The 25,818-nt window shown below is 37.9% G+C and carries 39 protein-coding genes and 1 riboswitch; all 39 genes read left to right on the top strand.

The genetic code is table 11. The features are described from left to right. The first annotated feature begins 35 nt into the window (after positions 1-35). The 39 genes from brnQ to UGRO018_RS13260 all read left to right on the top strand — a co-directional run bounded on the left by brnQ (position 36) and on the right by UGRO018_RS13260 (position 25,817). Positions 36-1,364, top strand: coding sequence for a branched-chain amino acid transport system II carrier protein (brnQ, locus tag UGRO018_RS13450; protein ID WP_416327008.1), 1,329 nt, complete (start codon positions 36-38; stop codon positions 1,362-1,364). Positions 1,365-1,808: 444 nt separating this feature from the next. Next, a complete protein-coding gene (rpsL, locus tag UGRO018_RS13445) occupies positions 1,809-2,231 on the top strand; it encodes a 30S ribosomal protein S12 (protein ID WP_416327007.1) in 423 nt (140 codons plus the stop codon). A 25-nt stretch (positions 2,232-2,256) separates the two neighbouring features. After that, a complete protein-coding gene (gene rpsG / locus UGRO018_RS13440; RefSeq protein ID WP_416327006.1) occupies positions 2,257-2,727 on the top strand; it encodes a 30S ribosomal protein S7 in 471 nt (156 codons plus the stop codon). Between the two features lie 15 nt (positions 2,728-2,742). Continuing rightward, entirely contained in the window at positions 2,743-4,821 is a 2,079-nt protein-coding gene (fusA, locus tag UGRO018_RS13435) for an elongation factor G (RefSeq protein ID WP_416327005.1), read from the top strand. A gap of 68 nt (positions 4,822-4,889) precedes the next feature. Then, positions 4,890-6,074 (top strand): elongation factor Tu, encoded by a 1,185-nt coding sequence (tuf, locus tag UGRO018_RS13430; RefSeq protein ID WP_416327004.1) that lies wholly within the window; start codon positions 4,890-4,892, stop codon positions 6,072-6,074. A gap of 92 nt (positions 6,075-6,166) precedes the next feature. Continuing rightward, a riboswitch (TPP riboswitch) is annotated at positions 6,167-6,255 on the top strand. Between the two features lie 38 nt (positions 6,256-6,293). Continuing rightward, on the top strand, positions 6,294-6,800 hold the full coding sequence (locus UGRO018_RS13425; protein ID WP_416327003.1) for an energy-coupled thiamine transporter ThiT: 507 nt from the start codon (positions 6,294-6,296) through the stop codon (positions 6,798-6,800). Between the two features lie 108 nt (positions 6,801-6,908). Further along, the gene (gene metK / locus UGRO018_RS13420) at positions 6,909-8,087 is read left to right on the top strand and encodes a methionine adenosyltransferase (RefSeq protein ID WP_416327002.1); all 1,179 of its coding nucleotides are present in this window, start codon (positions 6,909-6,911) and stop codon (positions 8,085-8,087) included. Positions 8,088-8,103: 16 nt separating this feature from the next. Next, complete coding sequence (locus tag UGRO018_RS13415) at positions 8,104-8,889, top strand: histidinol-phosphatase HisJ family protein (protein ID WP_416327001.1); 786 nt, start codon at positions 8,104-8,106, stop codon at positions 8,887-8,889. Positions 8,890-9,204: 315 nt separating this feature from the next. Next, a complete protein-coding gene (rpsJ, locus tag UGRO018_RS13410) occupies positions 9,205-9,519 on the top strand; it encodes a 30S ribosomal protein S10 (protein WP_117453385.1) in 315 nt (104 codons plus the stop codon). Positions 9,520-9,532: 13 nt separating this feature from the next. Beyond that, a complete protein-coding gene (gene rplC / locus UGRO018_RS13405) occupies positions 9,533-10,219 on the top strand; it encodes a 50S ribosomal protein L3 (protein WP_416327000.1) in 687 nt (228 codons plus the stop codon). Between the two features lie 3 nt (positions 10,220-10,222). Further along, positions 10,223-10,852: a 50S ribosomal protein L4 gene (rplD, locus tag UGRO018_RS13400; RefSeq protein WP_416326999.1), complete on the top strand. Its 630-nt coding sequence runs from the start codon at positions 10,223-10,225 to the stop codon at positions 10,850-10,852. Continuing rightward, the gene (gene rplW, locus UGRO018_RS13395; RefSeq protein WP_416326998.1) at positions 10,852-11,154 is read left to right on the top strand and encodes a 50S ribosomal protein L23; all 303 of its coding nucleotides are present in this window, start codon (positions 10,852-10,854) and stop codon (positions 11,152-11,154) included. The genes rplD and rplW overlap by 1 nt, the downstream gene beginning before the upstream one ends. Before the next feature lie 58 nt (positions 11,155-11,212). After that, positions 11,213-12,046 carry a 50S ribosomal protein L2 gene (gene rplB / locus UGRO018_RS13390; protein ID WP_416326997.1) on the top strand — a complete coding sequence of 278 codons (834 nt, stop codon included), beginning with the start codon at positions 11,213-11,215 and terminating at the stop codon, positions 12,044-12,046. Positions 12,047-12,065: 19 nt separating this feature from the next. Beyond that, positions 12,066-12,344, top strand: a complete 279-nt coding sequence (rpsS, locus tag UGRO018_RS13385; protein WP_416326996.1) for a 30S ribosomal protein S19 — start codon at positions 12,066-12,068, stop codon at positions 12,342-12,344. A gap of 15 nt (positions 12,345-12,359) precedes the next feature. Then, on the top strand, positions 12,360-12,695 hold the full coding sequence (rplV, locus tag UGRO018_RS13380; protein ID WP_117453391.1) for a 50S ribosomal protein L22: 336 nt from the start codon (positions 12,360-12,362) through the stop codon (positions 12,693-12,695). Positions 12,696-12,706: 11 nt separating this feature from the next. Continuing rightward, the gene (gene rpsC, locus UGRO018_RS13375; protein ID WP_416326995.1) at positions 12,707-13,498 is read left to right on the top strand and encodes a 30S ribosomal protein S3; all 792 of its coding nucleotides are present in this window, start codon (positions 12,707-12,709) and stop codon (positions 13,496-13,498) included. Positions 13,499-13,501: 3 nt separating this feature from the next. Further along, a complete protein-coding gene (gene rplP, locus UGRO018_RS13370) occupies positions 13,502-13,918 on the top strand; it encodes a 50S ribosomal protein L16 (protein ID WP_416326994.1) in 417 nt (138 codons plus the stop codon). 2 nt (positions 13,919-13,920) lie between these two features. After that, positions 13,921-14,121 (top strand): 50S ribosomal protein L29, encoded by a 201-nt coding sequence (rpmC, locus tag UGRO018_RS13365; protein ID WP_416326993.1) that lies wholly within the window; start codon positions 13,921-13,923, stop codon positions 14,119-14,121. 16 nt (positions 14,122-14,137) lie between these two features. Beyond that, positions 14,138-14,398, top strand: coding sequence for a 30S ribosomal protein S17 (rpsQ, locus tag UGRO018_RS13360; RefSeq protein WP_416326992.1), 261 nt, complete (start codon positions 14,138-14,140; stop codon positions 14,396-14,398). 20 nt (positions 14,399-14,418) lie between these two features. Beyond that, positions 14,419-14,787 carry a 50S ribosomal protein L14 gene (gene rplN, locus UGRO018_RS13355; protein ID WP_117443703.1) on the top strand — a complete coding sequence of 123 codons (369 nt, stop codon included), beginning with the start codon at positions 14,419-14,421 and terminating at the stop codon, positions 14,785-14,787. Between the two features lie 12 nt (positions 14,788-14,799). Next, positions 14,800-15,123 (top strand): 50S ribosomal protein L24, encoded by a 324-nt coding sequence (gene rplX, locus UGRO018_RS13350; RefSeq protein ID WP_416326991.1) that lies wholly within the window; start codon positions 14,800-14,802, stop codon positions 15,121-15,123. Positions 15,124-15,136: 13 nt separating this feature from the next. Continuing rightward, positions 15,137-15,676, top strand: coding sequence for a 50S ribosomal protein L5 (gene rplE / locus UGRO018_RS13345; protein WP_416326990.1), 540 nt, complete (start codon positions 15,137-15,139; stop codon positions 15,674-15,676). Between the two features lie 13 nt (positions 15,677-15,689). Beyond that, positions 15,690-15,875: a type Z 30S ribosomal protein S14 gene (locus tag UGRO018_RS13340; protein WP_416326989.1), complete on the top strand. Its 186-nt coding sequence runs from the start codon at positions 15,690-15,692 to the stop codon at positions 15,873-15,875. A gap of 24 nt (positions 15,876-15,899) precedes the next feature. Then, a complete protein-coding gene (rpsH, locus tag UGRO018_RS13335; protein ID WP_416327009.1) occupies positions 15,900-16,295 on the top strand; it encodes a 30S ribosomal protein S8 in 396 nt (131 codons plus the stop codon). Between the two features lie 26 nt (positions 16,296-16,321). Beyond that, positions 16,322-16,867 (top strand): 50S ribosomal protein L6, encoded by a 546-nt coding sequence (gene rplF / locus UGRO018_RS13330; RefSeq protein WP_416326988.1) that lies wholly within the window; start codon positions 16,322-16,324, stop codon positions 16,865-16,867. A 21-nt stretch (positions 16,868-16,888) separates the two neighbouring features. Then, complete coding sequence (gene rplR, locus UGRO018_RS13325; protein WP_416326987.1) at positions 16,889-17,245, top strand: 50S ribosomal protein L18; 357 nt, start codon at positions 16,889-16,891, stop codon at positions 17,243-17,245. Between the two features lie 12 nt (positions 17,246-17,257). Further along, positions 17,258-17,770, top strand: coding sequence for a 30S ribosomal protein S5 (gene rpsE, locus UGRO018_RS13320; RefSeq protein ID WP_416326986.1), 513 nt, complete (start codon positions 17,258-17,260; stop codon positions 17,768-17,770). Between the two features lie 15 nt (positions 17,771-17,785). Continuing rightward, positions 17,786-18,226: a 50S ribosomal protein L15 gene (gene rplO / locus UGRO018_RS13315; protein ID WP_416326985.1), complete on the top strand. Its 441-nt coding sequence runs from the start codon at positions 17,786-17,788 to the stop codon at positions 18,224-18,226. Position 18,227: 1 nt separating this feature from the next. Beyond that, entirely contained in the window at positions 18,228-19,529 is a 1,302-nt protein-coding gene (gene secY, locus UGRO018_RS13310) for a preprotein translocase subunit SecY (protein WP_416326984.1), read from the top strand. A 13-nt stretch (positions 19,530-19,542) separates the two neighbouring features. After that, a complete protein-coding gene (locus UGRO018_RS13305; protein WP_416326983.1) occupies positions 19,543-20,190 on the top strand; it encodes an adenylate kinase in 648 nt (215 codons plus the stop codon). After that, positions 20,191-20,964, top strand: coding sequence for a type I methionyl aminopeptidase (gene map / locus UGRO018_RS13300; protein ID WP_416326982.1), 774 nt, complete (start codon positions 20,191-20,193; stop codon positions 20,962-20,964). Beyond that, the gene (gene infA / locus UGRO018_RS13295; RefSeq protein ID WP_416326981.1) at positions 20,957-21,175 is read left to right on the top strand and encodes a translation initiation factor IF-1; all 219 of its coding nucleotides are present in this window, start codon (positions 20,957-20,959) and stop codon (positions 21,173-21,175) included. The genes map and infA overlap by 8 nt, the downstream gene beginning before the upstream one ends. A 25-nt stretch (positions 21,176-21,200) precedes the next feature. Next, entirely contained in the window at positions 21,201-21,317 is a 117-nt protein-coding gene (rpmJ, locus tag UGRO018_RS13290; protein ID WP_008979808.1) for a 50S ribosomal protein L36, read from the top strand. A gap of 17 nt (positions 21,318-21,334) precedes the next feature. Then, a complete protein-coding gene (gene rpsM / locus UGRO018_RS13285) occupies positions 21,335-21,700 on the top strand; it encodes a 30S ribosomal protein S13 (RefSeq protein WP_416326980.1) in 366 nt (121 codons plus the stop codon). Positions 21,701-21,721: 21 nt separating this feature from the next. Next, positions 21,722-22,117, top strand: coding sequence for a 30S ribosomal protein S11 (gene rpsK / locus UGRO018_RS13280; RefSeq protein ID WP_416326979.1), 396 nt, complete (start codon positions 21,722-21,724; stop codon positions 22,115-22,117). Positions 22,118-22,149: 32 nt separating this feature from the next. Next, positions 22,150-23,109 carry a DNA-directed RNA polymerase subunit alpha gene (locus UGRO018_RS13275; protein WP_416326978.1) on the top strand — a complete coding sequence of 320 codons (960 nt, stop codon included), beginning with the start codon at positions 22,150-22,152 and terminating at the stop codon, positions 23,107-23,109. Between the two features lie 24 nt (positions 23,110-23,133). Then, positions 23,134-23,499, top strand: coding sequence for a 50S ribosomal protein L17 (gene rplQ, locus UGRO018_RS13270; RefSeq protein WP_416326977.1), 366 nt, complete (start codon positions 23,134-23,136; stop codon positions 23,497-23,499). Positions 23,500-23,594: 95 nt separating this feature from the next. Next, the gene (locus tag UGRO018_RS13265) at positions 23,595-24,764 is read left to right on the top strand and encodes a M15 family metallopeptidase (protein WP_416326976.1); all 1,170 of its coding nucleotides are present in this window, start codon (positions 23,595-23,597) and stop codon (positions 24,762-24,764) included. Positions 24,765-24,833: 69 nt separating this feature from the next. Further along, positions 24,834-25,817: a M15 family metallopeptidase gene (locus UGRO018_RS13260; protein ID WP_416326975.1), complete on the top strand. Its 984-nt coding sequence runs from the start codon at positions 24,834-24,836 to the stop codon at positions 25,815-25,817. Position 25,818 lies beyond the last annotated feature (1 nt).

Below are 25,818 nucleotides of genomic sequence, written 5' to 3'. Positions count from 1 at the left end.
ATATGATTATGCTGCTTGAATGATTGGAGAACTATATGAAAAAATTATCTATAAAACAAATTTTATCTGTTTCTTTGACCTTATTCGCTATTTTCTTTGGTGCGGGTAATATGATATTTCCCCCAGCTATGGGGCAATTAGCTGGTACAAATTATCTTAGTGCTCTATTAGGATTTATTTTAACAGATGCAGGAATCGCAATTCTTGGTGTTACTGCCGTAGTATTAGTTGGTGATTCAATGACTGATTTAGGTAACTTGGTTGGAAAAAAATTCGCTGTATTTCTTTCAATAGGTGTTTATTTATTGATTGGTCCGTTATTTGCCCTGCCTCGTACAGGAAGTGTATCTTTTGAACTAGCAGCATTGCCTTATATCGGATCCGGAAATAAAACACTTTTTTCTATTTTATTTACAGCAATGTTTTTTCTTGTTACTTATTATTTAAGTAGTAATCCAAATAAAATCGTAGATGTAGTAGGAAAAGCGTTGACACCTTTTTTACTGATTAGTATTCTCCTGATCTTTTTTTCAACAGTACTTACAGTAGTAAAAGGTGGAGAAGGAATCATCGGTAAGATTTCCGAACCACAAGGTGCTTATGCCTCAATTCCGTTATTTCAAGGAATGATTGAAGGTTATAATGCTCTAGATGGACCAGCAGGCTTAGCATTTTCAATCATAGTAATTAATGCCATCAAAAATTTTGGAGTTAAAGATAAAAAGACAATCGCTAAATATACCATTTTAGCAGGTCTCGGAGCTGCAGGCTTTCTTGCTCTTGTTTATTTCATGTTGAGTTATGTTGGTGCCTCTACGATGACTTCATTTACAAATGGGGGAGCATTACTTCATGCTCTGACAAACCAATTATTCGGAAGTGTAGGGGGTATTATCCTTGGAATTGCAGTGCTTTTCGCTTGCTTAACCACTTCTATTGGACTTACTACTTCATTTGCTGATTATTTTCATAAACTTTTGCCCAATATATCATACAAAAAGATTTCAGCATTGGTTTGTATCTTTAGCTTTATTATTTCTAACATTGGATTGAGTCAATTAATAGAAATCAGTCTTCCTATTCTTATTATGATATATCCTGTAACAGTATCTTTGATTTTATTGTCTTTCTGCAAACAGCTCATAAAACATAGGAAATCCGTTTATATTTTAGGTATGTTATTCACATTTATAATTTCCTTTTTCAATGGATTAGAAAATGCAGGCATTGCATTGGAAGGTATATCAGAGATGTTGCACATGTTGCCTTTTTATGATTTAAGTCTTGGATGGATTGTTCCATTTATCATTGGGAGCTTGCTTGGATTTTTACCTATTTACCCATTTAAACATATGAATTCGTAAAGTATGTGTATGATTTAAGTATCGTTCAATTTCTCTTATAAAATCATAGTTAAGAAGAGATAAAGTGAAAAATTGATGTTTATATATAGAATATGAAGTCATCTTAAAAAAGGTCATAAGATATATATTCATTTCACTTAGCTAAGATACTAATGGATAAAAAAGCTCTTTTATTACTTGTTTTACTATTTATCATCATGTTGATAACAAAAGCTCAGTTGAAGAGTAAATTCTTCTTTGCCAAATTAGATTCTATAAAAAACAGTCAACAGATATACAAAGGCAAAAAAACTAAAAAAAAACAAAAAAAGTATTGACAATAGGCCTCAATATGAATTATCATAGAAAAGCAAGTGGATTTTTAATGGTTCCCAGATGATGGGAACTAAATTTACACTTCAAAATGACACACCCGGAAATGTGTGTTTGTGAAAGGAGGATATTATGCCAACAATTAACCAATTAATTCGTAAAGGTCGTGAACAGAGCGTGAATGTTTCTAAGTCACCAGCTCTGAATAGAGGATATAACTCCTTAAAGAGACGTCCTACTAACTTAAGTGCACCTCAGAAACGTGGAGTATGTACTCGTGTCGGAACAATGACACCTAAAAAACCAAACTCAGCGTTACGTAAGTATGCCCGTGTACGTTTAAGTAATGGAATGGAAGTTACTGCTTACATCCCAGGTATCGGTCATAACTTACAGGAGCATAGCGTTGTTATGATTCGTGGAGGACGTGTTAAGGACCTACCAGGTGTTCGTTACCATATTATTCGTGGTACATTGGACTGTGCTGGTGTTGCTAACCGTAATCAGAGCCGTTCTCTATACGGAGCTAAAAAACCAAAAGAAGCTAAGAAATAGTCAATTGTGAAAGGAGGAAATAAAAATGCCTAGAAAAGGACATATAGCAAAACGTGATGTATTAGTAGATCCAATTTACAACTCCAAGCTGGTTACTCGTTTAATCAACAAAATCATGATTGATGGAAAAAGAGGGGTTGCTCAAAAGATCCTTTACAATGCGTTTGATATTATTGAAGTTAAAACAAATGAAAAACCAATGGAAGTTTTCGAGAAAGCTCTAGAAAACGTTATGCCATTATTGGAACTTAAAGTTCGTCGTGTTGGTGGTGCAAACTACCAGGTCCCAGTAGAAGTTTCTGCTGAAAGACGTTTGACATTAGGTCTTCGTTGGATCGTAAACTACGCTCGTTTAAGAAATGAAAAAACAATGGAGCAAAGATTAGCTGCTGAAATCATGGATGCTGCTAATGGAACTGGTGCATCTGTGAAGAAACGTGAAGACACTCACAAGATGGCAGAAGCTAATAAAGCATTTGCTCACTACCGCTGGTAAGAGAGGAGAACCATTATGCCACGTGAATATTCACTTGAAAATACTCGTAATATTGGTATCATGGCTCATATCGATGCCGGAAAAACTACTACAACAGAACGTATCCTGTATTATACAGGTGTTAATCATAAAATTGGGGAAACTCATGATGGAGCTTCTACAATGGACTGGATGGCACAGGAACAGGAACGTGGTATTACGATTACTTCCGCTGCGACAACAGCAGCTTGGAAGGGACACCGTATCAACATTATCGATACACCAGGTCACGTTGACTTCACTGTTGAGGTTGAACGTTCTCTACGTGTATTAGATGGTGCGGTTACCGTATTGGATGCAAAAGCTGGTGTTGAACCTCAGACAGAAACTGTTTGGCGTCAGGCAACAACTTATGGTGTTCCAAGAATCGTATTCTGTAACAAAATGGATGCAACTGGTGCTGACTTCTTAATGAGTTGCCGTACGATCGTTGATCGTTTAGGTGCTAAGAGTTGCCCAATTCAGCTTCCTATTGGAGCAGAATCTACATTCACTGGTATCGTAGATATCATTGAACGTAAGGCAGAGGTTTATACCAATGACCTAGGTACTGAAATTCAGATTTCTGAAGTGCCTGAAGATTTAAAAGATTTATGTGAAGAATATCGTGCAAAACTGTTAGAATATCTTGCAGATTACGATGAAGACTTCATGATGCAAATATTAGAAGGTGAAGAACCAAGCATTGAAGAGATTAAACGTGTTCTTCGTATCGCTGTTTGTGCTGGTGATTTCTTCCCTGTATTATGTGGTTCTGCATATAAAAACAAAGGTGTTCAGATGGTTTTGGATGCAGTTGTTGATTACTTGCCTTCTCCATTAGATATTCCTGCTATTAAGGGTACTTTGGAAAACGGTGAAGAAGTTGAGCGTCATGCAAGTGATGAAGAACCATTTGCTGCATTGGCTTTCAAGATTGCTACAGACCCATTCGTTGGTAAATTATCATACTTCCGTGTGTACTCAGGTACTGCTAAATCAGGAAGTTATGTATTAAACTCAACAAAAGGTAAGAGAGAGCGTTTTGGACGTATCGTTCAGATGCATGCAAATTCTCGTAAAGAAATCGAAGAAGTTTATGCCGGTGACATCGCTGCTGCCGTTGGTTTAAAAGTAACTACTACTGGAGATTCTCTGTGTGCAGAAGATCACCCAGTTGTATTGGAAAGCATGGAATTCCCAGAACCAGTTATCGAACTGTCTTTGGAACCTAAAACAAAAGCTGACCAGGATAAAATGGGTCTTGCCCTTGCAAAACTTGCAGAAGAAGATCCAACTTTCAAAACTTATACAGATCAAGAAACAGGTCAGACCATCATCGCCGGTGTTGGTGAACTTCACCTAGACATCATCGTTGACCGTCTAAAACGTGAATTCAAGGTAGAAGCAAATGTTGGTCAACCAATGGTTGCTTACCGTGAAACAATTCGTGAAGCTGCTGAGTGTGAAGGTAAATACATCAAACAGTCAGGTGGTCGTGGACAGTATGGACACGTATGGATCAGATTTGAACCTCAAGAAGAAGGTAAAGGATTTGAATTCGTTGATGCCACTGTTGGTGGAAGCGTACCTCGTGAGTATGTAAAACCAACTGGTGAAGGTCTAGAAGATGCATTGCAGAATGGTATCATTGCAGGTTATCCGGTAATCGATATTAAAGCTACATTGTTCGATGGATCTTACCATGATGTCGATTCAAGTGAAATGGCTTATAAGATTGCGGCTTCTATGGCTTTAAAAGCTGCTGCCAAAAAATGTAAACCAGTTATCTTGGAACCAGTTATGGAAGTTGAAGTAACAGCACCTAATGAATATTTAGGTAGCGTTATGGGTGACGTAAGCTCTCGTCGTGGTGCAATTATTGACCAGGAAGAAAGAGGAAATGCGATCATCGTAAAAGCACACATCCCATTGTCAGAAATGTTTGGTTATGTAACTGACCTTCGTTCATTCACTCAGGGACGTGGAAATTATTCTATGAAATTTGATCACTATAGTGAAGTTCCTAAGAGTATTGCTGAAAAAATTGTTAAAAACAACAGTTCTGAAAATTAATTGTTGCTTTTATAAAAACTTTGAATTAGAATATACATGAAAACTATAAATTAGGAGGAAATTTAAAAATGGCTAAAGAAAAATTTGACCGTTCCAAAACACATGTTAACATTGGAACTATCGGACACGTTGACCACGGTAAAACAACTTTAACTGCTGCAATCACTAACGTTCTTTCAAAAGACGGTATGGCTGAAGCAAAAGCTTATGATGCAATCGATGGAGCTCCAGAAGAAAAAGAACGTGGAATTACAATCAACACTGCACACGTTGAGTATCAGACTGCTACTCGTCACTATGCACACGTTGACTGCCCAGGCCACGCTGACTACGTTAAAAACATGATCACTGGTGCTGCTCAGATGGATGGTGCTATCCTTGTAGTTGCTGCATCTGATGGTCCTATGCCTCAGACTCGTGAGCACATCTTGCTTGCTCGTCAGGTAGGTGTTCCTTACATCGTTGTATTCTTGAACAAATGTGACATGGTTGACGATGAAGAATTGATCGACCTTGTTGAAATGGAAGTTCGTGAACTTCTTTCTGAGTACGGATTTGACGGAGACAATGCTCCAGTTATCCGTGGTTCAGCATTGAAAGCTCTTGAAGGTGACGAAAAATATGTTGGTGCTATCCACGAATTGATGGAAGCAGTAGATGCATATGTACCAGATCCTCAGCGTGAAACTGACAAACCTTTCTTGATGTCTGTAGAAGATGTTATGACTATCACAGGACGTGGAACCGTTGCTACTGGACGTGTTGAACGTGGTGAAGTTAAATTAGGTGAAGAAGTTGAAATCGTTGGTATCCATGACACTCGTAAGACTGTTGTAACTGGTTTGGAAATGTTCCGTAAACAGTTGGATATCGCTCAAGCAGGAGATAACATCGGAGCATTGCTTCGTGGTATCAACCGTGATGAAATCCAGCGTGGACAGGTTCTAACAAAACCAGGATCAGTACACCCTCACACTAAATTCAAGGCTCAGGTTTATATCTTGACAAAAGAAGAAGGTGGACGTCACACTCCATTCGTAACTAACTACCGTCCTCAGTTCTACTTCCGTACAACTGACGTTACTGGTGTTATCACTCTTCCAGAAGGTACAGATATGGTTATGCCTGGTGACAACATTGAAATGACTGTTGAATTGATTGCTCCAATCGCTATCGAAAACAACACAAAATTCTCAATTCGTGAAGGTGGACGTACTGTAGGTTCAGGAAACGTTACTGAAATCATCGAGTAATAAAAAAACATTAAAAGCATCGGCAATTTCGCTGATGCTTTTTTTTTTTAACAATGTATTTGCATATTCCTTTATTTAGTGTATAATTTATAACGTCATGACAGGGGTGCCCTTGGGCTGAGAAATACCCTTATGACCTGATCTAGTTTATACTAGCGTAGGGAGTCAGATCTAGAATTGATAGATTTGTTTACTTACGCCTCATGGAGGTGTTTTTTTATGAAAAAGGTGACTACATTAGATTTGGTTTTTATGGCTTTTTATGCGGCGTTATTCATGGTTCTTGATTATTTTACTAATATGATTCCATTTTTGCGAATGCCAAATGGTGGCTCTATTGGTATATCTACCATCGCTTTACTCGTTTGCAGTTATCACTTGGGTTGGATGAAGGCAACATTTGTTGGACTTATTTCTGTATTGATTCAATTTGTTACAGGCCCAATGTACATTCCTCAAATATTAGGATTCCTATTAGATTACCTAGTTGCATTCAGTGTGTATGGTCTTGCAAGTCTGTTCCCTAACTATAAATATTTTTATAGTGGGGTATTGATAACAAATTTTCTACGTTTTTTAAGTCATACGATAGGTGGTGTGATCGTGTGGGAAACAACCTTATGGGGATCAATCATATATAATGCACCATATATGATAGCAACAATGATTGCAGGAATGTTGTTGGTTCCGATACTTGTAGAGCGTTTGCATTTAAAAAGAGCCTAATAATATAAGGAGATAGCAAAAAAAGTTATCTTCTTTTCTATGAGACTTGTAATCTAGAAAGAGATAGAAGATAATAGATGTGTTATATGAAGAAAGAAGGACAATGCAATGTTAAATAAACAATATTTTACTTCAGAATCGGTTACAGAGGGTCATCCTGATAAAATTTGTGATCAGATATCAGATGCAGTATTAGATGCAATTTTAGAAAAAGACCCTATGGCACGTGTTGCTTGTGAAACATGCTGTACAACTGGTATGGTCATGATCATGGGAGAAATCTCAACAAATTGTTATGTAGATATTCCTAGTATCGCAAGAAATACTGTTTTGGAAATCGGCTACGATCGTGCTAAATACGGTTTTGATGGAACAACTTGTTCTGTGTTGACTACCATTGATGAACAATCTGGAGATATAGCAATGGGTGTAGACCATTCTATGGAAACAAAAGAAGGTGGAGAAGAAAATAATGGTGCTGGTGATCAGGGAATGATGTTCGGCTATGCTTGTGATGAAACGCCTGAATTCATGCCACTTCCAATATCATTGGCACATAGACTGGCAAAGCAACTTACAAAAATCAGAAAGGATGGCGTTGTGGATTATCTTCGTCCGGATGGGAAAACTCAGGTTACTGTAGAATATGAAAATGATCGTCCGATACGAGTTGATACCATCGTAATATCTACTCAGCATTCTGAGGCAGTTAGTTTAGATACCATTCGCAAGGATTTAAAAAACTATGTGATTGATGCAGTAATTGATCCATCTATGATGGACGAAGACACTAAGGTTTATATTAATCCAACTGGAAGATTTGTAATTGGTGGGCCTCAAGGTGATAGCGGATTGACTGGAAGAAAGATTATAGTTGATACTTATGGTGGAATGGCTCGTCATGGTGGAGGTGCTTTTTCAGGTAAGGATCCTACAAAAGTAGATAGAAGCGCTGCTTATGCGGCACGCTATGTTGCTAAAAATATTGTAGCAGCAGGATTAGCAAATAAATGCGAAGTTCAGCTTGCATATGCAATCGGTGTTGCTCATCCTGTTAGTGTATTGGTTGATACTTTTGGTACAGGAAAGCTAAAAGATGAAGAAATCGCAGATATCGTACGAAAAGAATTTGATCTTCGTCCAACTTCAATCATCAAAACTTTGGAATTGAGAAAGCCTCAATATAAACAACTTGCAGCTTACGGGCATTTCGGCAGAGATGATTTGAATGTAAAATGGGAAGATACAACTCCTGCTGAGCATTTAAAGCAATATTTACCGGATTAACATAAGGAGAATGATGATGTTCTCAGATTACCATATGCATACCAGTTTTAGTGATGATTCTATTTATCCAATGGAGGAATTAGTAAACAGAGCAATTTACCTAGGTTTAGACGAAATTTGTTTTACAGAGCATGTTGATCATGGAATAAAATTCTATAATGAATTATTTTATACAACATATCGCCAAGAATTTGATCGTTGTAGAAAATTATACGGCAATCGAATTAATTTGAAATATGGAATAGAGTTTGGTATGCAAACACATACCATAGCTCAATATGAAAGAGATTTTAAACACAATGATTTCGATTTCGTCATTTTATCCTGTCATCAGGTCAATGATCTGGAGTTTTGGACTCAAGATTTTCAAAAAGGAAAAACACAGCGTGAGTATAATCTAGCTTATTATCAGGAAATTCTTGATGTAATGAAACAATATAAGAATTATAGTGTTTTAGGACATTTAGATGCAATTAAACGGGATGATAAAGCAGGTATTTATCCTTTCAGTGAAACGAAGGATATTCTAACAAAAATATTGAAGTTAGTGATCCAGGATGGAAAAGGACTTGAGATTAACACAAGTAATGAGCGCTATGGATTACATGATTTAACGCCTTGTCGAGATATTTTAAGATTATATAAGGACTTGGGTGGCAAGATTCTCACTTTTGGTAGTGATATTCATAAACAAGAACACGTTGGATACCACATTCAGGAAATAAAAGAAGATGTCAAGGCATTGGGCTTTGAGACATTCTGTACATATGAAAAAATGTGTCCAATTTATCATGATCTTTAGTTTTTGAAAGAGGAAAAGATAAAAAAATCCTCTTTTTTTATTGGTTTTGCGATAAAAAAACAATGTAAGCGTATACAGAAAATGAGGTTATATACAAAATAGAACGTATACAATAAAACCTTTTGTTTAGGGCGAAAATTGTGAAAAAAAGCCTAAAATAGGGGTTGTATTCAATATTTGTATGTGTTAAAATATTATCACGACCGCAAGGACATGCGAGGTTGCTGACCCACTGAAAGGCGTTGTCATGAACAGCCGGTCAGGGAATTCGCATCGAGCGAGTCTATAATCTATATAGACGAAAGGAGATTATTCATGGCAAAGAAAAATAGCGTAAGAATTCGCTTAAAAGCCTACGAACACAGAATCTTAGATGCATCTGCAGAAAAGATCGTTCAGGCAGCACAAGCTCACGGTGCAAAAAAGATTGTTGGACCAGTACCTCTTCCAACTGAAAAGCAGGTAGTAACTATCCTGCGTGCGGTACACAAGTATAAAGATTCTCGTGAACAATTCGAGATCAGAACTCACAAACGTTTAATTGAGATTGTCGGACCTACAGCAGAAACTATCGATTCATTGAGTCGTCTAGAACTGCCAAGTGGTGTTGACATCGAAATTAAGCTGTAATGGAGGTGACATCATGAAAGGTATTCTAGGACGTAAACTTGGTATGACTCAGGTTTTTACTGAAGATGGAACATTGATTCCAGTTACAGTAGTAGAAGCTTGTCCAAATGTCGTATTACAGAAAAAAACAGTGGAAAACGATGGATACGAAGCTGTACAGTTAGGTTTTGAAGATGTAAAAGAAACTCGCAGTACAAAACCAAATACTGGTCACGCTGCGAAAGCAAATACAGCTCCTAAAAGATTTATCAGAGAAGTTCGTGATAGCGAATTTGCTGATTTGAACTTAGGGGATGAAGTGAAGGTTGATATCTTCAGCGCTGGTGAAACAGTTGATGTTATTGGAACTAGCAAAGGTAAAGGTTTCATGGGAACAATCGTTCGTAACAATGCGAAAATCGGTCCTAAGAGCCATGGTTCAGGACATCACAGACACATCGGTTCTCTTGCTACAAATGGTATTACTTCTAGACAGGGTAAAATCTTAAAGGGAACTATGATGGCTGGTCAAGAAGGTGGATACAGAACCACTAATCAGAATCTTACAGTAATCAAGGTTGATGTTGAAAACAACTACCTATTAATCAAAGGAAATGTGCCTGGACCAAAACGTGGATTGGTTATGGTACAGTCTGCAAAAACTTCTAAAGGAAACAGTGAGGCTGTCACTTTAGTAGACTACACGAAAGAGGAGGAATAAAAGATGCCTAAGATGGTCGTATTAAGCCAAGCTGGTAAAGAGCTACACGAAATTACTCTTGCCGATACAGTATTTGGCATCGAGCCAAATCAGCAATGTATCTTCGATGCAATCGTTATGCAGCGTGCATCAGCTCGTCAGGGAACACATGACACTAAAAACCGTACAGAAGTACGTGGTGGTGGACGTAAGCCTTGGCGTCAAAAAGGAACTGGACGTGCTCGTCAAGGTTCCATTCGTGCTACACAGTGGAGAGGTGGAGGAATTGTATTTGGTCCTACTCCAAGAAGCTATAGCTACAAACTTAACAAAAAAGTTCGTCGTCTTGCACTAAAATCAGTTTTATCTGAAAAAGTTGCAGAAAACGCAATGAGCGTTGTTGATAAATTTGAGTTGGAAGCACCTAAAACTAAAGCATTCAATGAAATTATCACTAACATCAACGCACCTAAGAAAACATTATTCGTAGTATCTGAAGGTGAAGATTTTGAAAATGCATTCCTAAGTATGAGAAACATCCCAACAATGATGATGTTGACTGCAGATGGAATCAATGTTTACGATATCGTAAATGCTAACAAAATCGTCTTTACAGAAGCTGCTGTAAAAGATGTTGAGGAGGCACTTGCATAATGGATAACTATAAAGATATTATTGTTCGTCCTATCATTACTGAAAAGACAATGAGATATATGGATGAAAACAATTTGGTGACATTTGAAGTAAAAAAAGGAGCTAACAAAGTTCTTGTAAAACAAGCCGTAGAAAAAGTCTTCGGTGTAGATGTTGAAAAAGTAAACATCGTCAACGTAAAGCCTAAAGAAAAAAGAATGGGTAAATACGTTGGAAAAACGAAAGCTGTTCGTAAAGCATATGTAAAAATCGCTGAGGGACAGGATATCGATTTATTTGGCTCTGACGAAGAAGCTAAATAAGATCAGGAAGAAGCACGCTATTTCCTGAATAAATATTGCGTAAGGAGGAAATTGACACATGCCAATTAAGAAGTATAAGCCGACCACTCCTGGTCGTCGTGGGATGACAAGCCTGTCAAGAGAAGAAATTACTTGTGACAAGCCTGAAAAAAGTTTGTTAGCCCCTTTGAAAAGCAAAGGTGGACGTAACAACAACGGACGTATTACAACTCGCCATCAGGGTGGTGGACACAAGAGAAGCTACCGTATCATCGATTTCAAAAGAAATAAAGATGGTATCCCTGCTAAAGTAGCAACAATTGAATACGATCCAAACCGTTCTGCAAATATTGCATTAGTGAATTATGCAGATGGTGAAAAACGTTACATCATCGCACCTAAGGGTTTGACTGTAGGAACTACAATCTTATCTGGTAAAGGTGCTGATATCAAGGTTGGTAACTCTTTGGAATTGAAAGATATCCCAGAAGGAACTTTCATTCATAACATCGAGTTAAAACCTGGTAAAGGTGGACAGTTAGCTCGTTCAGCTGGAACAAGCGCACAGATTTTGGGTATTGAAGATAAATACGCTACTGTACGTTTAGCTTCTGGTGAAGTTCGTAAAATTTTGTCTAATTGTCGTGCTACGATCGGTATCGTAGGAAACGAAGACCACAGTCTTGTTAACTATGGTAAAGCTGGACGTATGCGTTGGAAAGGTGTTCGCCCAACTGTTCGTGGTTCTGTTATGAACCCTAACGATCACCCTCATGGTGGTGGTGAAGGACGTACTCCAGTAGGACGTAAATCTCCAATGACTCCATGGGGCAAAAAAGCTATGGGTGTCAAGACTCGTAACACTAAGAAGGCTTCAACGAAACTAATCGTTCGTCGTCGTAATGGCAAATAGGCAAAGGAGGAAATGAAAAATGAGTCGTAGTTTGAAAAAAGGCCCATTCTGTGATGACCACTTGATGAAGAAAGTGGAAGCATTGAATGCAGCTGGTAAAAAAGAAGTTATTAAAACTTGGTCACGTCGTTCAACAATTTTCCCAGACTTTGTGGAACATACATTTGCCGTTTACAACGGGAAAGAACACTTGCCTGTCTATGTAACAGAAGATATGGTAGGTCACAAACTTGGCGAATTCGTGCCAACCCGCAAATATGGTGGGCATGGCGATGATGACAAGAAAGCAAAACGATAAGGAGGAAACGTTAAAATGGAAGTAAAAGCAACAGCGAAAACATTACGTATCCCACCTAGAAAAGCTCGTATTGTTATCGATTTGATTCGTGGGAAAGATGCTGCTGAAGCAGCTGCTATCTTAAAGTTCACACCAAACGTTGCGGCAGAAGCAATTGGTAAGGTGTTGAAATCTGCAGTAGCTAACGCAGTAAATAACAATGATATGGATGAAGAAAAATTATACGTGAAAGCATGCTACGCTAATGAAGGTGTAACTTTAAAGCGTTTTATGCCACGTGCTAAAGGATCTGCAAGTGCAATCCACAAACGCACCAGCCACATTACCGTAGTGGTTGACGAGCGTGATTAAGGAGGTAGCCCATGGGACAGAAAGTTAGTCCGATCGGATTACGTGTTGGTGTCATTCGTGACTGGGAGTCAAGATGGTACGCTGACAAGGATTATGCCGATTTATTACTAGAAGATGTAAAGATTCGTGAATTCCTGTTTGCTGAATTAAAAGCAGCAAGCGTTTCAAGAGTTGAAATTGAACGTTCTAAAAACCGTGTTGAAATTATGATCCGTACTGCTCGTCCAGGTGTTGTAATTGGACAGAACGGAGAAAACATCGAAGGTTTAAAGAAAAAACTGGAAAAATTAACAGGTGGCAAGAACATCTACATCAAAGTTCTTGAGATTGCCAACCCTGATTTGGATGCTAAACTTGTAGCAAGAAGCATTGCAGACCAGTTAGAACAGCGTGCATCATTCCGTACTGCTCAGAAAAAAGCAATTCAGAGAACGATGAGAGCTGGTGCAAAAGGTATCAAAACTGCTGTTAGCGGACGTTTGGGAGGAGCTGATATGGCTCGTACTGAAGGTTATGCTGAAGGTGTTGTTCCTTTGCATACATTGCGTGCAGATATCGACTATGCTTGGGAAGAAGCTAGTACGACTTATGGACGTTTAGGCGTGAAAGTTTGGATTTGTCGTGGTGAAGTATTGCCTGGACAGATGGTAACTGAGCCAGAAGCACCAAAGAATAACATGAACGATCGTCGTAGAAACAATCGTCGTAACAACCGTGGAGATAACCGTGGTAATAGAAATAACCAGAGAAACAACAATGCTGCAGCAGGAGCTGCTCCTAAGAAAGCGGAAGGAGGAAACTAAATTATGTTGATGCCTAAGAGAACAAAATATAGAAGACCTCACCGTTTGAGCTACGAAGGACGCGCAAAAGCAGGTCGTGAAGTATCTTTTGGTGAATATGGTTTAATGGCTGATACTGGTGCTTATATTACAAACCGCCAGATTGAAGCTGCTCGTATTGCCATGACACGTTATATGAAACGTGGTGGTAAAGTTTGGATTCGTATCTTCCCTCACTTGGCAGTTACGAAAAAACCTCTTGAAGTACGTATGGGTTCTGGTAAAGGTGCTCCTGAAGGATGGGTAGCAGTTGTAAAACCAGGTCGTATGATGTTTGAAATTGCAGGTGTTGATGAAGAAGTTGCACGTGAAGCATTCCGTTTGGCTTCTCATAAATTACCAGTAAAAACAAAATTTGTTGTTAGAAAAGGAGAGAAGTAATTATGTTAGCGAAAGAGATCAGAGAAAAAAGCAACACTGAAATTTTACAAGAGATCGAAGCGCTTAAAGATGAACTTTTTAATCTTCGTTTCCAACAAGCAACAGGGCAGTTGGCTAACACAGCACGTATGAAAACTGTGAAAAAAGATATTGCTCGTATGAAAACCGTGTTAACTGAGCGTGAGCTTAGTAACCAGGATTAAGGAGGATCACTAAGTTATGGAAAGATCTAACCGTAAAGTATATCGTGGAACTGTCGTTTCCGATAAAATGGATAAAACAATTACTGTAGTTGTAGAAACTAAGAAAGTTCATCCATTATATGGCAAACGTGTTAAATATTCTAAAAAATTCAAAGCTCATGACGAAAATAATGAAGCTAGAATCGGAGATAGAGTAGATATTATGGAAACTCGTCCATTGTCTGCTACAAAACGTTTCCGTCTAGTGAAAATCGTTGAAAAAGCTGTACAGCTGTAGGCGCTAGGAGGTAGACATTCATGATCCAGAATGAAAGTAGATTACGCGTCGCTGACAACACAGGTGCTAAAGAAGTATTAGTTATCCGTTGTTTAGGTGGAAGCGTTAGAAAGTTTTCAAACATCGGGGATATCGTTGTCTGTGCTGTTAAGCAGGCTGCTCCTGGTGGAACTGTAAAAAAAGGTGATGTTGTCAAAGGTGTTATCGTTCGTACAAAACGTGGCGTTCGTCGTGACAATGGAACATACATTAAATTTGATGACAATGCAGTTGTCCTAATTAAGGATGATAAAACACCACGTGGTACCAGAATTTTCGGGCCTGTGGCAAGAGAACTTCGTGACAAAGATTTCATGAAAATTGTATCTTTGGCACCAGAAGTACTATAAGGAGGTGTCTTTGTGAAAATCAAAAAAGGTGATAAGGTTCAAGTTATTACAGGTGCTTACAAGGGCACTGTTGCAGAAGTAACAAAGGTTTTCCCTAAGGAAAACAAAGTAATCGTAGAAGGGGTTAATATTGTTAAAAAACATATGAAACCAACTCAGCAGAATCCAGATGGTGGAATCATTGAGAAGGAAGCTCCTATCCATGTATCTAATGTTATGGCTTACGATTCAAAAGCAAAAAAAGCTAGCCGTGTTGGTATCAAATTCGAAACTGACAAAAAAGGCAATACAGAGAAAGTACGCGTCTACAAAAAGACTGGCGCTACTGTTAAGTAGGGGAGGTTAAAAGATGAACCGCCTAAATAAAAGATACACAGAGGAAGTAGTACCTAACATGATGAAGAAGTTTAACTATAAATCAGTTATGGAAGTTCCTGCTGTTGAAAAAATCGTAATCAACATGGGTGTTGGTGAAGCAATTGCAAATCCTAAGCTGTTAGAAGAAGCTGTTGCTGAACTTGCACAAATCACTGGGCAACAACCAGTTGTAACAAAAGCAAAAAAATCAATTGCAAACTTCAAATTGCGTGAAGGTATGCCAATTGGATGTAAGGTTACACTAAGAAAAGAAAAAATGTACGATTTCTTAGATAAGCTTATGAACATTTCTTTGCCACGTGTTCGTGACTTCCGTGGAGTATCAGCTACATCTTTCGATGGACGTGGAAATTACACATTAGGTGTAAAAGAACAGCTGATTTTCCCTGAAATCAACTACGATAAAGTTAATAAAGTACGTGGTATGGATGTAGTTATCGTTACTACAGCAAAAACAAACGAAGAAGCTAAGGCATTACTTGAAGAATTAGGTATGCCTTTCAAGAAATAGGAGGACTTGAAATATGGCAAAAAAAGCGATGATCAATAAATCTAAACGTCCTCAAAAGTTCCAGGTGCGTGAGTACACACGTTGTGAACGTTGTGGCCGTCCTCACTCAGTTTTACGTAAATACAAACTATGCCGTATTTGCTTCCGTGAACTAGCTTATAAAGGCCAGATCCCGGGTGTAAAAAAGGCAAGTTGGTAATCAGATAGGAGGAATACAGTCATGATGATAATGACAGATCCGATTGCAGATATGCTTACTAGAATTCGTAACGCAGTTCAGGCTCGTCACGAAACAGTAGAAATCCCTGCAAATAAAGAGAAAAAAGAAATCGCAAAGATTTTGAAAAATGAAGGATTCATTACAGATTACAGCACAGAGGGTGATGTTAAGAAAACAATCACTATCACGCTAAAATATGGTCCTAACAATGAAAAAGTAATCAGTGGATTAAAGAGAATTTCAAAACCTGGTTTACGTGTATACGCTAAAGTGGATAGCATCCCTCGTGTATTAAACGGATTAGGAATTGCAATTATCTCTACATCTCACGGTCTAATGACAGATAAAGAAGCGAAAGCTAAACATGTTGGCGGTGAAGTCATCGCTTACATTTGGTAATCGCATAAATATACGGAGGAAAGAATATGTCACGTATCGGTAATAAAACGATTACCATTCCTGCTGGCGTTGAAATTACAATTGCTGAAGGGAATGAGGTGACTGTTAAAGGTCCTAAAGGAACTTTAACTCGTCAGTTTAACCCTGATCTGGGAATCCAGATTGATGGGGATGCATTAACAGTAACTCGTCCAAACGAGCAAAAACACACAAAACAGTTACACGGTACTACTCGTGCTTTATTGAACAATATGGTAGAAGGTGTTACCAATGAATTTACAAAAGATCTTGAATTGGTTGGTATTGGTTTCCGTGCTGCTATAAGTGGAAAAAAATTAACATTAAATGTTGGTTATTCTCACCCAGTTGAATTTGAAATTGAAGAAGGATTAAAGGTTGAATGTCCTTCTGCAACTGATATCAAAGTAACAGGAATTGACAAACAACGCGTTGGTGAATTCGCTGCAAATGTACGTGCTGTCAGAAAACCAGAACCTTACAAAGGAAAAGGTATTCGCTACAAAGGCGAACATGTCCGTCGTAAGGAAGGTAAAACAGCAGGTAAGAAATAGTGGGAAAGGAGAAATTGAACAATGCTTAAGAAAGTATCTAGAAATGACGAACGAATTCGTCGTCACGTACGTGTTCGTACCAAAATCAGTGGTACTCCTGAATGTCCCCGCCTGAACGTTTTCCGTTCAAATACGCACATTCATGCGCAGATCATTGACGATGTAAATGGAAAAACTTTGGTTGCTGCCAGCAGTGTAGATATGAAAATCGCTAATGGTGGTAACGTGGAGGCTGCAAAAGCAGTTGGTGCAGAAATTGCAAAACGTGCTGTAGCAGCAAATATCACAAATGTTGTATTCGACCGTGGTGGATATGTGTACACAGGTAGAGTAAAAGCATTAGCTGATGCGGCTAGAGAAGCCGGATTGAAATTTTAGGAGGTTATGCGAATGGAACGTAAACCAAGAAGAAATCGCGATGCTGAAAAAGAATTTGAAGAACGCGTTGTAACCATTAACCGTGTAACAAAAGTAGTAAAAGGTGGACGTCGTTTCCGTTTTGCTGCCTTAGTTGTTATCGGTGATAAAAAAGGCCGTGTTGGCTTTGGTACAGGAAAAGCAAACGAAGTTCCTGATGCAATCAAAAAGGCTATCGAGGATGCTAAGAAAAATGTCTTTACAGTGCCTGTTGTAGGAACTACTATTCCTCACGAAATCACTGGAACATATGGTGCTGGAGAAATCTTCCTTCGCCCTGCTTCTGAAGGTACCGGAGTTATCGCTGGTGGACCTGTTCGTGCCGTATTGGAACTTGCAGGAATCAACGACATTCTTTCTAAATGTTTAGGAAGCCGTACTCCAATCAACATGGTGCGTGCTACGATTGCAGCATTGAAAGATCTGAAAACGATCGAAGATATTGCTCGTCTCCGTGGTAAAAAACCAGAAGAAATTCGCGGTTAATAGGAGGAATTGAACATGAAATTACATGAAATGAGTTATACAGAAGGTGCTAGAACCAATAAGAAACGTATCGGACGTGGACATGGTTCAGGTAATGGTAAAACTGCTGGTAAAGGACATAAAGGTCAGAACGCAAGATCAGGTGGCGGAGTACGCTTAGGTTTTGAAGGTGGACAGACTCCTTTAGCAAGACGTTTACCTAAGAGAGGTTTTACAAACTTCAACCGTAAAGTATTTGCAATTGTAAATGTTGCAAGTCTAAACTGTTTTGAAGATGGTACAGAAGTAACTCCAGAATTGTTAATCGAAACTGGATTAGTTAAAAAAGAATTAGATGGAATTAAGATTTTAGGTGAAGGTGAATTGGAAAAGAAATTAACTGTAAAAGCTAATAAATTCTCTAAATCAGCTTTAACTATTATTGAGCAAGCAGGCGGAAAAGCAGAGGTTATCTAATATGTTTGGCACCTTAAAGGGCATGTTGAAGAATAAAGAGATTCGTAAAAGAATTCTCTTTACTCTTGCAATGCTGTTTATTTTCCGTTTTGGAACGGCAATCACAGTTCCTGGTGTAGACACGAAAGAACTGGTTGCAGGATTGCAAGACAGCTCCCTATTTGCTATGATCAACTTGCTTGGTGGTGGTGGATTAGAACAATTATCTATCTTTGCGTTAGGTGTTGGGCCTTATATCACTGCTTCCATCATTATTCAATTGCTTTCCATGGATGTAGTTCCTGCTTTGACAGAACTATCCAAGGGTGGCGCAACTGGTAGAAAGCAGATTGATAAATATACACGCTATTTAGCTGTTGTATTAGGATTCTTTCAAGCATCAACAATGGTATATGGGTTTTCAAAACAATATACAAGTTTGATTGTTGGAGGAAGTTCTCTATCTACCATACTTTATATTGCAACAATTCTTACAGCAGGAAGTATGTTCCTGTTATGGATTGGTGATCGTATTTCTATGAAGGGAATTGGTAATGGTGTATCCATGCTGATTGCTGCTGGTATCATTGCTCGTTTGCCTCATCAGTTTCAAACTGCATGGCAAACAATGGTTGATACAAGTAGTAGCTCTGCTACCTTTAATGGAGTATTGATGTTCTCACTGTACATTCTTGCATATTTATTTATCATCATTTTTGTTGTTTGGATGCAAACAGCGGAAAGAAAGATACCAATTCAATATACAAGTAGTACAGTAGCAGCAAGGAAAAAGGATATGACATACCTTCCACTGAAAATCAATAGTGCAAGCGTTATTCCGGTTATCTTTGCTTCCGCATTGATGGTTGCTCCATTACAGATCATTAGAATGTTTACAAGTGCAGGTTGGGTAGATACTTTGGAATATTTCTTAGGTATGCAGACTCCAGTAAGTTTGCTATTATATGTTATATTAACCATATTATTCACCTTCTTCTATACACACTTGCAAATAGATCCGGAAAAAATTGCAGAAAATCTTGGGAAAAGCGGAACCTATATTCCAGGTATTCGCCCAGGATCTGAAACAAAACAGTATATTAATAAGGTATTAAATAGAATCACTGTATTAGGATCTCTTGGTTTAGCCTTTGTGGCTGTATTACCACATGCTCTTCCATTAATTCCTGGATTAAATCTACCTTCCTCAATGGGAATAGGTGGTACTGGAATCATCATCGTAGTCGGTGTTGCAATGGAAACTGTGAAACAGATCGAAGGAAGACTGACTCAAAAATCCTACAGTTCATTCTTACAACGATAGAAGGTGAACTCGTATGAATATTCTAATTATGGGAGGACCTGGTGCTGGAAAAGGTACCATGTCATCAAAAATTGTTGAAAAATTCAATGTAAACCACATTTCTACGGGAGATATCTTCCGTAGTGAAATCAGTAGCAAGACAGAACTTGGAAATTTAGCACAAAGTTATATGGATAAGGGATTGCTTGTTCCTGATGAAGTTGTAAACAATATGGTAAAGAGTTATTTGGAAAAACTAAAAGATAAGAAAAATGGTTTCTTATTGGATGGTTATCCTAGAACTTTAGATCAAGCAAAAGCTTTTGATGAGTTAAGTCAGGGAACTGATTTGGCAATTGACAAAGTTATTGCGATGGAAATTGATTTCAACGAACTTGCATCACGTGTCACAGGACGTCGTTTATGTAAGGAATGTGGAGAAATCTATCACGTCACAAATCATCCTTCACAAGTGGATGGTATCTGTGATAAATGTGGTGGAGAATTGTATCAGCGTAAAGATGATACAGTTGAAAGCCTAACAGTAAGATTAGAAGAATATAGCTCTCAAACAGCTCCTGTCTTAGATTACTATGATGAAAAGGGAATTGTTGAACATATAGATGCTGGTCAGAAAATCGAAAATGTTTGGGCTGATGTCTTGGCTGCCTTGGAGAAATAGATGATTCGGTGTAAGACAGACCAAGAAATTGAGAACATGAGACAAGCTGGAAGAATTGTAGCATTGGCACATAAAGCAATTTATGATACAATCATAGCGGGAATCTCTACAAAGCAGATCAATCAGATCGTTGAAGATGTGATTTTGGCCAATGATGCTTATCCATCTTTTAAAGGTTTGTATGGATTTCCGGCAGCTGCATGTGTCTCAGTAAACAACGTTCTAGTACATGGTATTCCAGATAATACTATTTTACAGGACGGAGACATTGTTTCAGTAGATATCGGTGCCTGTTATCATGGGTACCATGGAGACTCAGCATGGACATACGCTGTAGGTAATGTCAGTAAGGAAGTACAAAACCTACTGCGCATTAGTGAGGAATCTTTATATGAAGGTTTAAAACAGGCAAAAGCTGGGAATCATTTAACTGATATATCGCATGCAATCGGTGAATATGTGTATGCACATGGATATTCGATTCCACGCGATTATGCAGGTCATGGTATTGGAACTTCTGTCCATGAAGATCCGACAGTTCCAAATTTTGGTCCGGCAGGTCATGGTATTCTGTTAAAAGAAGGTATGACGTTTGCGATTGAACCGATGGTTCTAGCGGGCAGACCACAGACAAAAGTATTAGCGGACGGCTGGGGCGTCATCAGTAAAGATAAAAGCCTATCAGCCCATTATGAACATACGATTGTCATTACAAAAAACGGGTATGAAATACTCACAACACTAAATAAGGAGGAACGTCCAGATAATGGGTAAACAAGATGTTATTGAAATTGACGGAGTAGTTATAGATACTCTGCCAAACGCAATGTTCAAGGTGAAACTGGAGAACGGACACGAAATTCTGGCTCACGTTTCTGGTAAAATCCGCATGAACTACATCCGCATTTTACCAGGGGATCGTGTAACTGTAGAAATTTCACCATATGATTTAACACGTGGGCGTATCACATTCCGACACAAATAAGTCGTGAATTTAAGGAGGAAAACGCATGAAAGTAAGACCATCTGTCAAACCAATATGCGATAAGTGCCGCATTATCAAACGTAAAGGCCGTGTCATGGTTATTTGCGAAAATCCAAAACACAAACAAAGACAAGGAAACTAATGGAGGTGTAATGTAAAATGGCTCGTATTGCAGGTGTTGACTTACCACGCGACAAGCGCGTCGTAGTGTCATTAACGTATATTTACGGAATCGGACGCACAACAGCGGAACAGATTCTAGCAAAAACAGGTATCAGCGAAGATACTCGTGTAAAAGATTTAACTGAAGAACAGGTAAATGCAATCCGTAACGAAATCGATGGAATCAAAGTTGAAGGTGATTTACGTCGTGAAACAGCATTAAATATCAAACGTTTAATGGAAATCGGATGCTACCGTGGAATCCGTCATAGAAAAGGATTGCCAGTTCGCGGTCAACGTACTAAAACAAATGCTCGTACGCGTAAAGGTCCAGTTCGTACCGTAGCAAACAAAAAGAAATAGGACGATAGGAGGAAGTAAAATATGGCAAAGAATGTAAAAGCCGGCGCTCGTAAACGTAAGGCACGTAAGAATATTGCGCGTGGATGTGCTCATGTCCACTCAACATTTAACAATACCATCGTTACTATTACTGATGAAAATGGAAACGCTGTAGCATGGTCAAGTGCTGGAGCATTAGGATTCAAGGGTTCTCGTAAATCCACTCCTTTTGCTGCACAGATGGCTGGAGAAGCTGCAGGTAAAGCAGCAATAGAAAACGGTATGAAAACAATCTCTGTAAACGTGAAAGGTCCAGGACCTGGACGTGAAGCGGCTGTAAGAGCATTGCAGGTAGCAGGACTTGAAATTACAATGATCAACGATGTAACTCCAATTCCTCACAACGGTTGTCGTCCACCTAAACGACCACGTGGTTAATCATTAACCTATAAATCTGAGGAGGTAAACGTATGCAAAAATTCGAACGTGCACATTTTGAAGTAAGAGAATATATTGATTCAGAACATTACGGTAAGTTTGTATTTGAGCCTCTGGAAAGAGGTTTTGGAACAACTATTGGGAATGCACTAAGACGTGTTTTGCTCTCCTCTTTACCAGGGGGCGCTGTATTTTCAATTAAAGTTGATGGTGTTTATCACGAATTTACTGCAATCCCTGGAATTGTAGAAGATGTAACGACAATCATTTTAAATATCAAAACACTTGTTATGGAAATTCAAGATGATGAAATTTATACATTGAGAATTTCTAAACAAGGTCCTGGTGATGTGACTGGCGCTGACATCATCTGTCCTGAAGGAGTAGAAATTTTAAGCAAAGACTTACACATTTGTACTCTGGAAGAAGGCGGAATGTTAGAAATGGAATTGCAGGCTCGTATTGGACGTGGTTATGTGAATGCAGACACGAACAAACAACTGTATCAGACACCTAACCAGCCTTTAGGAATCATTTATACTGATTCTATCTATACTCCAATCGAGAAGGTTGCCTATAATGTAGAGCCTACTCGTGTTGGGCAGAACGCTAATTATGATAGAGTTGTTCTAGAAGTATGGACTGATGGTTCTATTTCACCTGCAGAATCTTTAGCTCTTTCATCAAAAATACTTATCGATCATTTAGAATTATTGACAAGTGTTGATGAAGCAGTAAATGATATGGATTCTGTAATGAAGGAAGCACAGGGAGAAGTACAGAACAAAGGACTTGTGATGATGATTGAAGATCTTGACTTATCCGTTCGTTCTTATAACTGTTTAAAACGTGCAGGTATTCAGACTGTTGAAGAGCTGACACAGAAAACAGAAGATGAAATGATGCGTGTAAGAAACTTAGGTAAGAAATCATTAAAAGAAGTTAAAGATAAGATCTATGATTTAGGCTTAAGCTTTAAATCATACGAATAAAATCGCTAAGGAGGTTAAATACCAATGTGGAATCGTAAATTAGGACGTAAAGCCGATCACCGTAAAGCATTGTTACGTAACATGGCTACATCCGTAATCGCATATGGACAGATTGAAACAACTGAGATGAAAGCAAAAGAGCTTCGTAGTGTTGTTGATGAACTGATCACATTAGCAAAACGTGGTGACCTGCACGCTCGTCGTCAGGCTGCAAGCTACGTTCGTGATATTGTAGTTGATGAAAAAACAGGACAAACTGCTTTACAAAAATTGTTTGATGAAATCGGACCTGCATATAAAGACCGTAATGGTGGATATACTAGAGTTATTAAGACTAGAGTACGTCGCGGGGACGCTGCTCCAATGGCTATCATTGAACTAGTAAAATAAGTATGAAAAGCATGTGATTTATTCATATGCTTTTTTTTACTTTTTTTATTATTATATTTGATGTATGATAATATAATAAAGAGAGAAGGTTCATTATGGTGAAGCAAAAACTTAGGGTAAAAAGAAAATATATCATCATCAGTATTTTTACTTTACTTATTTTGCTATGCTTTACTGGTGCATTTCTACTCTATAAGAAAGTAAAAAACGATAATATTTATGATGAATTATCTATTACCTTTATTGATATAAAACAAATAGAATACGGAGAAGAAGAACTAACATCTAAAGATCTTATAAAAGCAATGACAGGAAATATTGAACATTATCCGCAAATAGATGTTCACAAAATTGGAAAACAAAAAATAACATATATATTAACAAAAGATCATGTTGAGAAAAAAATCACCCATGAAATCGAGGTTAGAGATACAAAAGCACCGATCATTCAATTGAATAAAGAATTAATTACATTAAAATTTGGACAAAAATATGATCCTAATGATAATATCAAAGAAGTAAAGGATCCCATAGATGGAGCATTAGAATACGCTAAAGAAGAAGGAATATTAAATTATTGGATCATAACTGACTTTGATTGTGAGAAAGCAGGTAAATACATAGTTACTGTATATGCAAAGGATCAACATAATAACCAAAGTAAACAAAGCTTTACCATTAATGTTGAGGAAAATGTAGACCAATCAGTTTCACCAAACACTCCCAATAAGGATAATACATCAAAAGGAGCGACCACTAGCGAAATATCACCATACTATGTAAACGGAATACTACTTGTCAATAAACAACATGGATTGCCAAAATCTTTTGGTGGTGGTGTTGATGCTAATGCATACACAGCATTGAAACAATTACAAGATGCAGCTTCCTCAAATGGATTCTCGATGCCTTTGATTAGTGGATATCGTTCTTATGATTATCAGACATCATTATACAATAACTATGTAGCAATCGATGGAGAAGATGCGGCAAACCGCTATTCTGCAAAACCTGGCTATTCAGAACATCAAACAGGATTGGCGTTTGATATTGGGGAATTAAACTATCAATTTGGAGAAACCCCTGCAGGAATATGGCTTGCACAACACGCACATGAATATGGTTTTATCATACGCTACCCACAAGGAAAAGAAAATATCACAGGATATATGTATGAACCATGGCATGTACGCTATTTAGGGGACCAAGCTTCTTCAGTATATGCAAGTGGCTTAACCTTAGAAGAATATTTAGGAGCAAGTTAATTTATTTTTAAGTATTTTGTAAAGCATACAGCAAAAATCTTGGTATAATAGTAGTCGTGAGGTAATGCTATGAAAAAATATATGATGATTGGTTGTATACTATTGCTTATTTTAAGTGCATGCAGTAGTAAGGAACAAAAAGAGTTAAAAGAATATGGAATTACAGATACTACATCATGTGAGAATGTAACTGTGTTAAAAGAAAATGAAGATGGATTGATCAAAGATAAAGGAAGTGTTTATTGTGCTATTGATGAAAACAATCAGCACCTAAAACAAGCAAATCATTTTGTTAAAGCCGGTTATGAAGCAAAGCGCATTAATGAATTCTTTGAGTTACCATATTATCAGGATAGCTTAACAGATCGTTATATTGCTTATGATGATGGTAAAATGTCAGTAGAGGATGTTGTAACTTATGTGAATATAGGGTTAGATCAGCCTTATTTTACCAATGTAGATACAATTCAAAAAACGGATGACATAGGAATGGTAATTAATAAATACCATAAACTACCAGATGGATATGAACCAAGTAATTTAGTTAGGACACCTAATGCATGTGTAATCGGAAAAGATTATTCTTGTCAAAGTGAACCTCAATATCTGGTAAAAGAGGTAGCAGATGCTTTTCAAAAACTGGTAGATGCCGCAAAAAGGGAAGATATCAACATCAAAGCAATCGCAAGTTATCGAAGTTATGATTATCAAAAAAACCTCTATGATTATTATGCGAATACGGAAGGAAAAGAATATGCAGATCAATATTATGCAAGACCTGGACAAAGTGAGCATAATAGTGGTTTAGCAGTAGATGTTACGCTTAATGATGAGAATTTTAATGAAATTGAACAATCAAAAGATTATTCCTGGCTTTTAGATCATATGAACGATTATGGATTTATCCTAAGATATCCTAAGGATAAGGTTTCTATTACCGGCTATGAATATGAATCTTGGCACCTAAGATATGTTGGAACGCAAGTTGCCAAAGAAATCAAGGAACAAGGATTGACCTTAGATGAATATGTAGCAAGAAAGGTTGTAGAGTGAT

The sequence above is a fragment of the Hoskinsella mucinilytica genome, from assembly GCF_045223415.1.
Classification (GTDB): domain Bacteria; phylum Bacillota_I; class Bacilli_A; order Erysipelotrichales; family Erysipelotrichaceae; genus Hoskinsella; species Hoskinsella mucinilytica.
The sequence above is the reverse complement of the archived record's forward strand: the minus strand, read 5'-3'. Positions and strand labels throughout refer to the sequence as shown.